The 8,626-nt window shown below is 72.7% G+C and carries 6 protein-coding genes; all 6 read right to left on the bottom strand.

Annotation, left to right across the window (positions count from 1 at the left end):
• Position 1: 1 nt before the first annotated feature.
• Positions 2 to 1,951, bottom strand: a complete 1,950-nt coding sequence (locus CHR28_RS34660) for an ABC transporter permease (protein WP_094057692.1) — start codon at positions 1,949 to 1,951, stop codon at positions 2 to 4.
• A complete protein-coding gene (locus CHR28_RS34665; protein ID WP_094057699.1) occupies positions 1,951 to 3,024 on the bottom strand; it encodes a quaternary amine ABC transporter ATP-binding protein in 1,074 nt (357 codons plus the stop codon). Before CHR28_RS34665 ends, CHR28_RS34660 begins: the two co-directional genes overlap by 1 nt.
• A 32-nt stretch (positions 3,025 to 3,056) precedes the next feature.
• The gene (locus CHR28_RS34670) at positions 3,057 to 4,589 is read right to left on the bottom strand and encodes a GMC family oxidoreductase (RefSeq protein ID WP_094057693.1); all 1,533 of its coding nucleotides are present in this window, start codon (positions 4,587 to 4,589) and stop codon (positions 3,057 to 3,059) included.
• Positions 4,590 to 4,886: 297 nt separating this feature from the next.
• Positions 4,887 to 6,407, bottom strand: coding sequence for an aldehyde dehydrogenase family protein (locus tag CHR28_RS34675; protein WP_094057694.1), 1,521 nt, complete (start codon positions 6,405 to 6,407; stop codon positions 4,887 to 4,889).
• 233 nt (positions 6,408 to 6,640) lie between these two features.
• Complete coding sequence (locus CHR28_RS34680) at positions 6,641 to 7,630, bottom strand: malate dehydrogenase (RefSeq protein WP_094057695.1); 990 nt, start codon at positions 7,628 to 7,630, stop codon at positions 6,641 to 6,643.
• Between the two features lie 361 nt (positions 7,631 to 7,991).
• Positions 7,992 to 8,626, bottom strand: a 635-nt coding sequence (locus tag CHR28_RS34685; protein WP_143655951.1) for a DUF2690 domain-containing protein, incomplete at its 5' end; no start/stop codon positions are given.

Genomic DNA, 8,626 nt, shown 5'->3' on the forward strand with positions numbered 1-8,626 from the left:
GTCAGGCTCCCTTCCTCGCGCGGCGTTCGGTGGGCTGGGTCACCCGGTCGAGCATCAGGCCGAGGCAGACGATCGCCGCGCCGGCCACCAGACCGGTCGCCAGGTCGCCCTGGGCGAGGCCGAAGACCACGTCGTAGCCGAGCGCGCCGCCGCCGACCAGACCGCCGATGACGACGACGGCGAGGACCAGGACGAGACCCTGGTTGACGGCGAGCAGCAGCGCCGGGCGGGCCAGCGGGAGCTGGACCTGCCGCAGCTGCTGCCAGCTGGTCGCGCCCAGCGAGCCGGACGCCTCCAGCGCGGCCGGGTCGACCTGGCGCAGTCCCTGGGTGGTGATGCGGACGACGGCCGGCAGCGCGTACACGATCGCGGCCGCGACGGCCGGGGCGCGGCCGACGCCGAACAGGGCGACGACCGGGATCAGGTACACGAACTGCGGCATCGTCTGGAAGACGTCGAGGACCGGGCGCAGGGCCCGCTCCAGCCGGTCGCTGCGGGCGGCGGCGATGCCGACGGCGAAACCGACGACGAGGGTGACGGCGACGGCCGCGAGCACCTGGGAGAGGGTGTCCAGGGACGGCTTCCACACGCCGAGGACACCGATCGCGGCCATGGCGAGGACGGCGGTCAGCGCGGTGCGCCAGGTGCCGATCACCCAGGCCAGGGCGGCGACGACCAGCAGCACCGCCCACCAGGGCAGCGCCTGGAGGCCGTCGCGCACCGGGTCGAGGACCCAGGTGGTGAAGTGGCCCGCCCAGTCGGCGGTGCCGCCGATGACGGGCACGCCCGAGTACAGGTGCGCGGTCATCCAGTCCACCGCGCGGTTGACGGGCTCGGCGATGCCGACGACCCAGGCGTCGGGCCAGTCGAGGCGGCCCGCGAGCCGCCCGGCGACCGCCACGGCGACGACACCGGCGAGGGCGTAGAGCCAGCCGCGCCCGCTGTGGGGCTCGGGTTCGGCGCCCAGCTTCTCCCCCGCCGCGCCGGTGACGCGGTCCAGGACGACGGCCAGCAGCACGATCGGGATGCCGGCGGCGAGCGCGGCACCGACGTCGACGGAGGCCAGGGCCTGGTAGACGCGGTCACCGAGACCGCCCGCGCCGATGACGGCCGCGATGACGGCCATGGAGAGCGCCATCATGATCGTCTGGTTGACGCCGAGGAGGAGCTCCCTGCGGGCCAGCGGGATGCGGGCCGTCAGCAGGCGCTGGCGGGCGGTGGACCCGAGGGACTCGACCGCTTCCAGCACCTCCTTGTCGGCGCCGCGCAGGCCCAGCGAGGTCAGCCGGGCCATCGGCGGGGCGGCGTAGACGACGGTGGCCAGCACGGCCGCGGGGACGCCGATGCCGAAGACGAGGACGACCGGCAGCAGGTAGGCGAAGGCGGGCAGCACCTGCATGGTGTCCAGGACCGGGCGCAGGGCGCGGTCCATCCGGTCGGACAGCCCGGCGGCGAGCCCGAGCAGCGCGCCCACCACGATCGACGCGAGGACCGCGACGACCATCAGGGCGAGGGTCTGCATGGTCGGCACCCACATGCCGAGCAGGCCGCAGGCGAGGAACGCCACGGCCGTGCCAAGGGCCAGCTTCACACCCGCGACGCGCCAGGCGACCAGCGCGCCCAGGGCGGTGACGCCCGCCCAGCCGACGGCCAGGAGGGTGAGGTAGACGGCCCGTACGGCGATGACGACGACGTTGCTGACGTGGCCGAAGAAGTACAGGAACAGGGGGTGGCTGTCGCGGTTGTCGATGATCCAGTCGCTGGTCCTGGCCAGCGGGCCGGACAGGTCGACGGTCAGCGCGGCCGGCCAGCTGCCGCTCGCCCAGCGGGCGTCGGCCAGCGGCACGAGCACCGCGGCGGCGACGGCCAGCAGCAGCAGCTTGCGCACGGTCGCGTTCTTCAGCAGCCCGGGCAGGCCCAGGCGGGGCGGGTTGGCGGTGAGGGTCGCCATCACACCGCCTCCTTGGGCTGGTCCGCGCCCGGCGGAGCGGGCTGCTCCGTGCCGGCGACGACCCCGAGGAGGGTGTCGGAGTCGACCATGCCCACGCACCGGCCCCGGTCCATGACCCGGGCCGGGGCGCCGGCGCGGGCGACCGCCTCGATCGCCTCGGAGACCGTGGCGTCGGGCCGGACCGCCGGGCCGCTGCCGTCCAGGCCCGCCGAGGGGCTGCGCATGGCCGTGCGGACCGTCATGACCTGCTCGCGCGGCACGTCCCGGACGAACTCGCGGACGTAGTCGTCGGCGGGCGCGCCCACGATCTCCTCGGGCGTGCCGAGCTGCACGACCCGGCCGTCGCGCATCAGGGCGATGCGGTCGCCGAGCCTGAGGGCCTCCTGGAGGTCGTGCGTGATGAAGACCATCGTGCGGCCCTCCTCGCGGTGCAGCCGGATCACCTCCTCCTGCATGTCGCGCCGGATCAGCGGGTCGAGCGCGCTGAACGGCTCGTCGAACAGCAGGACCTCGGGGTCGACGGCGAGGGCGCGGGCGAGCCCGACGCGCTGCCGCTGGCCGCCGGAGAGCTGGCCGGGGCGGCGGTGCTCCATGCCCTCCAGGCCGACCTTGGCGACGACCTCGGCGGCCCGCTCACGCCGCTCGGCCTTGCCCATGCCCTGGATCTCCAGGCCGTAGGCGACGTTGTCGAGGACCGTGCGGTGGGGCAGCAGGCCGAAGTGCTGGAAGACCATCGCCGCGCGGTGGCGGCGCAGTTCGCGCAGCCGGGAGCGGTCCATGGCGCGGACGTCCTCGCCGTCGATGGCGATGGTGCCGGCCGTGGGCTCGATCAGCCGGGTCAGACAGCGCACCAGCGTCGACTTGCCGGAGCCGGACAGGCCCATGACGACGAAGACCTCGCCCTTGCGCACGTCGAAGGTGACGTCCCGGACGGCGGCGGTGCAGCCGGTGCGCTCGCGCAGCTCGGCGGGGTCGAGGGCGGTGAGCTCGGGATCGCCCGGGACGCGTTCGGCCTTGGGGCCGAACACCTTCCACAGGCCCTGGACCGAGAAGACGGGGGCGGTGGTGTCCATGGTCTGCTCCGTCGGGGGTTCGAGGGTCGCGGTCACTTGGCACCACCACCGATCAGCTCGGCGGCCTTCTCCCCGACCATGAGCACGCCGATCATCGGGTTCACGGTGGTCATGGTGGGGAACACGGAGGCGTCAGCGACGCGGATGCCCTGCAGGCCGCGGATGCGCAGCTCGGGGTCGACGACGGCGAGCCGGTCGTCCCCGGCGCCCATCTTGCAGGTGCCGGCGGGGTGGTAGACGGTGTGCGCGACCTTGCGGGCGTACTCGCTCAGTTCCTCGTCACCGGTGACGTCCGGGCCGGGGCAGACCTCACGCTTGAGCCAGCCGGCCAGCGGCTCGGTCTTCGCGATCTCGCGGGCGATCCTGATGCCGTCGACGAGGGTCCGGCCGTCGTAGTCGTCCTCGTCGGTGAAGTAGCGGAAGTCCAGGGCGGGCTTGACCTCGGGATCGGCGCTGGTCAGGTAGAGCCGGCCGCGGCTCTTGGGCTTGGGGATGTTCGGGGTCATCGAGACGCCGAACTCCGGCCGCTGGTAGCCCAGTCGCTCCGGATTGTCCGTGAACGGGATCTGGTAGAAGTGGAACATCAGGTCGGGGTGCGCCAGTTCGGGGTCGCGGCGCACGAACAGGCCCGCGTCGGAGTCCATCGCGGAGTTCTCCGGGATGGGGCCGTTCGTCTCCCAGACGATGACGGACTCGGGGTGGTCGAGCAGGTTCTCGCCGACGCCCGGCAGGTCGTGCGTGACGGGGATGCCGAGCTTCTCCAGGTCGGCCTTCGGGCCGATGCCGGAGTGCATCAGCAGCCGGGGCGAGTCGACGGCGCCGGCGCACAGCAGGACCTCGCCCCGCGCCTTGACGAGGATCTCCTCGCCGTCCTTGGTGCGCACGTGCACGCCTTCGGCACGGTTGCCGTTCAGCTCCAGCCTGTACGCCCAGGTCTCCAGCAGGATCGTCAGGTTGGGCCGCTCGTCCATCACCGGGTGCAGGTACGCCACCGACGCCGAGGACCGCTTGTTGTTCTCGGGGTGGTAGGCCAGGTCGAAGAAGCCGACGCCCTCGGTGAACGGCTTCTTGTTGAAGCCCTCCACGCGCGGCACGCCGAGCGCCTCCTGGGCCGCGTCGACGAAGTCGCGGGCGATGGCGTTCCGGTCCTTCTCGTCGACCGGGACGATGTTGTTGAGCAGCCGGGCGTAGTACGCCTCCATCTGCACCGCGCCCCAGCCCTTGGCGCCGGCGTCCTCCCACTCGTCCCAGTCGGCGGGCAGCGGCTTGAAGGCGATCAGGGTGTTGTGCGAGGAGCAGCCGCCCAGGACCCGGGCCCGGCTGTGCCGGATGTGGGAGTTGCCGCGGGGCTGTTCGGTGGTGGGGTAGTCGTAGTCGAGCTCGCCGCCGAGCAGGCCCATCCAGCGGCGCAGGGTCAGCACGTCGTCGCGGTCCACGTCGCTGGGGCCGCCCTCGATGACGGCGACGGTGACATCCGGGTTCTCGGTGAGGCGGGAGGCGATGACGGAACCAGCGGTTCCGCCGCCTATCACGACATAGTCGTACTCATGAGGGGTGTGGGACATGGCGTGCTTGCTCCAGAGGGGGATGAAGGGGACGGGCTCGGAGGTGGGGGGAGGCCGGTCCGGGGCGAGGGGGGAGTCGCCCCGGACCGACCGGGTCGGCCCGGACGGGGGGATCCGAGCCGAGGGGGTGGCCGGGACCAGGGGTGATCCGGACCGAGGGGGGTGGCCCGGACCGGGGGTGTCCGGGCCTGGGGACCGGCCCGGACCCGGGGGTGGTCCGAGCCGGGGGGGCGGCCCGGACCGGGTGATCCGGGCCCGGGGATCCGGCCCGGTCGGGGGGTGATCCGGGCCGGGTGGTCAGCCCGTGAACCAGCGCACCGGCTTGGGTGCGAGGTTCTGGTAGACGTGCTTGGTCTCCCGGTACTCGGCGAGACCGGCCGGGCCGAGCTCGCGGCCCACTCCGCTCTTGCCGAAACCGCCCCACTCCGCCTGCGGCAGGTAGGGGTGGAAGTCGTTGATCCACACCGTGCCGTGGCGCAGCCGGCCGGCGACGCGGCGGGCGCGCCCCGGGTCGGCGGTCCAGACGCCGCCCGCGAGGCCGTACTCGGTGTCGTTGGCGAGGGCGACGGCCTCGTCCTCGGTGCGGAAGGTCTCGACCGTGAGGACCGGCCCGAAGACCTCCTCGCGCACGACGCGCATCTCGCGGTGGCAGTGGTCGAGGACGGTCGGCTCGTAGAAGTAGCCGTTCTCCGGCCGCTGCGGGGACGGCTCGGGGCGCTTGCCGCCGCAGCGCAGCACCGCGCCCTCCTGCAGGGCGGACTCGACGTACATCTCGACCTTGGCGCGCTGCTGTTCGGAGACGAGCGGGCCGCACTCGACACCGTCCTCGGTGCCACGGCCGAGGCGGATCTTCCCGGCCCGGCGGGCGAGTTCGGCGACGAAACGATCCCGCACCGACTCCTCGACGATGAGGCGGGCCCCGGCCGAGCAGACCTGGCCGCTGTGGATGAAGGCGGCGTTGAGGGCCTGGTCGACGGCGGTGTCGAAGCCCTCCTCGGTGGCGCAGGCGTCGGCGAAGACGACGTTGGGGTTCTTGCCGCCGAGTTCGAGGGCGACCTTCTTGACGGTGGGCGCGGCGGCCTGGGCCACCTTGGTGCCGCTGACCAGGCCGCCGGTGAAGGAGATCAGGTCGACGTCGGGGTGTTCGGACAGGCGCGCGCCGACCGTGTGGCCGGGCCCGGTGACGATGTTGGCGACCCCGGCGGGCAGACCGGCCTCGACGAGCAGGTCGATCAGCGCGACGGTCGTCATCGGCGTGATCTCGCTGGGCTTGACGACGAAGGTGTTCCCGGCGGCGAGGGCGGGGGCGATCTTCCAGCTGGCCTGCAGCAGCGGGTAGTTCCAGGGCGTGATCATCGCGCAGACGCCGACGGGCTCGTGCACGACGACGCTGTGGATGTCGGGCGAGCCCGCGTCCACGACCCGGCCCGGGGCCTCGGCGGCGACCAGGTCGGCGAAGTAGCGGAAGGCGTCGGCGACACAGTCGATGTCGACGCGGCCCTCCTCCACGGTCTTGCCCGCGTCCCGGGCCTCCAGGCGCCCGAGCTTCTCCCGGTCCCGCACGAGCAGGTCGGCCACGCGGCGCAGCAGCGCGGCCCGCTCGACGGCGGGCGTGTGCGGCCAGTCGCCCTCGTCGAAGGCCTGGCGGGCCGCCGCGACCGCGAGGTCGGTGTCCTTCTCGTCACCCTCCGCGACCAGGGCGAAGGGCACGGCGTCCGCGGGGTCGATGATCTCGCGCGTGGCCCCGGAAACGGCCGCGCGCCACTTTCCTCCCGCGTGGATGGTTTGACTCGCCTGCAGCTCGGTACTTTCCGCCATGATCGCTCTTCGCCTTCCGTTCCTGTTCAGCGTCTCTGTGTCACAGACGTGTCACTCAGAGACCGGGTTCGCCTGCCCGAGACCCCTGGATGCATGCGCCTGGGTGGCCGAAAGTGCGCTGCGTCACGGGAGATGCGGACAAAAAGGAACAAAAGGTATGTCGGAAACGCCCGCAGGCCCCGCACCGGTGATCCGGTGCGGGGCCTGCGGGATTCAGGCGCGAGCGGGTCGGGTCAGATGAGGCCCAGACCGCGGACCGCCTCGCGCTCCTCCTCGAGCTCCTTGACGGAGGCGTCGATGCGGGCGCGCGAGAACTCGTTGATGTCCAGGCCCTGGACGATCTCGTACGTGCCGTCCTTGCAGGTGACCGGGAAGGAGGAGATCAGGCCCTCCGGGACGCCGTAGGAGCCGTCCGACGGGATGCCCATGGAGACCCAGTCGCCCTCGGGGGTGCCGTTCACCCACGAGTAGACGTGGTCGATGGCGGCGTTGGCGGCGGAGGCGGCCGAGGAGGCGCCACGGGCCTCGATGATGGCGGCGCCCCGCTTGGCGACGGTCGGGATGAAGTCGTCGGCGAGCCACTTCTCGTCGTTGACGACCTCGGCGGCGTTCTTGCCGGCGACCGTGGCGTGGAAGATGTCCGGGTACTGCGTGGCGGAGTGGTTGCCCCAGATCGTCAGCTTCTTGATCTCCGAGACCGGGGTGCCGGTCTTCTTCGACAGCTGGGTCAGGGCGCGGTTGTGGTCCAGGCGGGTCATCGCCGTGAACCGCTCGGCGGGGACGTCCGGCGCGGCGGCCTGGGCGATCAGGGCGTTGGTGTTGGCCGGGTTGCCGACGACCAGGACCTTGATGTCGTCCGCGGCGTGGGCGTTGATGGCCTGGCCCTGCGGCTTGAAGATGCCGCCGTTGGCCTCCAGCAGGTCGCCGCGCTCCATGCCCTTGGTGCGCGGGCGGGCGCCGACGAGCAGACCGACGTTGGCGCCGTCGAAGGCGACGTTCGGGTCGTCGGTGATGTCGATGCCCTGAAGGAGCGGGAACGCGCAGTCGTCCAGCTCCATGGCCGTGCCCTCGGCCGCCTTGAGCGCCGGCGTGATCTCCAGGAGGCGCAGCTTCACCGGCACGTCCGCGCCGAGCAGCTGACCGGAGGCGATGCGGAAGAGCAGGGCGTAACCGATCTGGCCGGCCGCGCCGGTGACGGTGACGTTCACGGGAGTGCGGGTCATGGCGTTCTCCGTATGACAGCTGGCGGTAGGGGCGGGGTCCCTGCCCCGGACGTTTGATCGATCTCTTGGCGTCAAGAGATCCATCCAGCGGTCAGGCTATCGCGCATCCGGGATCCCGCACCGCCGGGTCGGTGTGGCCCGGCCCACAACCCACTCGCCGTCACACAAGAGGCGGCCGCCCGTCCGGGAGAGGAGGACGAAGGCGGCCGCCTGAGGGGGATACCGACGATGCCGGTCCCGTGGGGGTACGGTTCGCGTGCCCCCGATCCGGGCGGGCATGCCTTCCTCCACGAAGATCTTTCCCGGCCCGGCGGATCCCGCCGCGCCCGCTACTCCGTCACTCCGCCAGTCCGCTGCTCCGTCACTCCGTGCAGCCCTGGCCGCCGGCCGCGAGCGTCGCGCACGCCTTGGCGTCTGCGGCGTTCTTCACGGCCACCATCGGGGTGTAGGCGATGCTGTCCCCGGCCGCGGTGATGCTGCCGGTCTGCTTCGCCTTGCCGGCGCTGATCTGGACCTCGTCGCCCTGCGCGGCCTGCGTGATACGGCCCCAGGCCGCCTTGCAGGTCTCGCTGTAGCGGACCTCCACGACGGTCGTGCCGACGGTCGCGGTCTGAGCCGTGGTCACCAGGTCACCACTGCAGCCCATGTTCTCCGCGTCCTTGCCGGTGCAGCTGTCGCCGCTGCACTTCACGCCGGGCGGCAGGTCGGGGTTCGTGCTGGCGCTCGGCGTGGGCGATGTGGCACCGCCCTTGGCCTCGTCGTCGCCGCCACCGGTGAGGTAGAAGGCCCCGGCGATCACCACGAGCACGCCCACGACACCGGCGAGGAACGTCCCGGTCCGCCGCTTGCCGGCGGAACCGCCCTTGCGGCCCGCCGCCCGGCCGCGGCCACCGGACCGGCCGGAACCACCGCCGGCCGGCACGGCGTCCTGCCGCCCGCCGTACGCGCCGCCCGCGCTCGCGCTCGCGGACGGGGTCCGGGCGGTCGCGCCCGGCG

The sequence above is a fragment of the Streptomyces sp. XY006 genome, from assembly GCF_002237655.1.
In the GTDB taxonomy this organism is placed as follows: Bacteria; Actinomycetota; Actinomycetes; order Streptomycetales; family Streptomycetaceae; genus Streptomyces; species Streptomyces levis.

Coding starts and splice junctions, on each gene's coding strand:
- CHR28_RS34680 (WP_094057695.1), bottom strand. CDS start 7,630: ATGACCCGCACTCCCGTGAACGTCACCGTCACCGGCGCGGCCGGCCAG.
- CHR28_RS34660 (WP_094057692.1), bottom strand. CDS start 1,951: ATGGCGACCCTCACCGCCAACCCGCCCCGCCTGGGCCTGCCCGGGCTG.
- CHR28_RS34665 (WP_094057699.1), bottom strand. CDS start 3,024: ATGGACACCACCGCCCCCGTCTTCTCGGTCCAGGGCCTGTGGAAGGTG.
- CHR28_RS34670 (WP_094057693.1), bottom strand. CDS start 4,589: ATGTCCCACACCCCTCATGAGTACGACTATGTCGTGATAGGCGGCGGA.
- CHR28_RS34675 (WP_094057694.1), bottom strand. CDS start 6,407: ATGGCGGAAAGTACCGAGCTGCAGGCGAGTCAAACCATCCACGCGGGA.